We start from the raw sequence: 238 nt of genomic DNA on the forward strand, positions 1-238 counted from the left end.
CACTACGTGCGGGATGTGACGTTCGGCGAGGATGCCTCGCGCATCCGCAGCGGCCACGGACCGCAGAATGCCTCGACGTTGCGATCGGTGGCCATGAACTACCTCCGCACTATGGGCAGTTCCATCGCGGACGCCAAGCGCCGGATTGCCCTGTCACCCCACAAGGCACCCCTGGACCTCTTCGGCGTACCCACCGACCTGCGACTTTGCTGAGAAATTCGACCTTGCGTCAGCCCTG

1 pseudogene is annotated in these 238 nt (G+C 63.9%); it reads left to right on the forward strand.

The annotated features are described in order from the left end of the window. Nucleotides 1–213, forward strand: a pseudogene (locus GFH49_RS39685) (hypothetical protein); the annotation flags it as partial. Between the last annotated feature and the right edge of the window lie 25 nt (nt 214–238).

The sequence above is a fragment of the Streptomyces blattellae genome (genome assembly GCF_009709555.1).
Classification (GTDB): Bacteria; Actinomycetota; Actinomycetes; order Streptomycetales; family Streptomycetaceae; genus Streptomyces; species Streptomyces blattellae.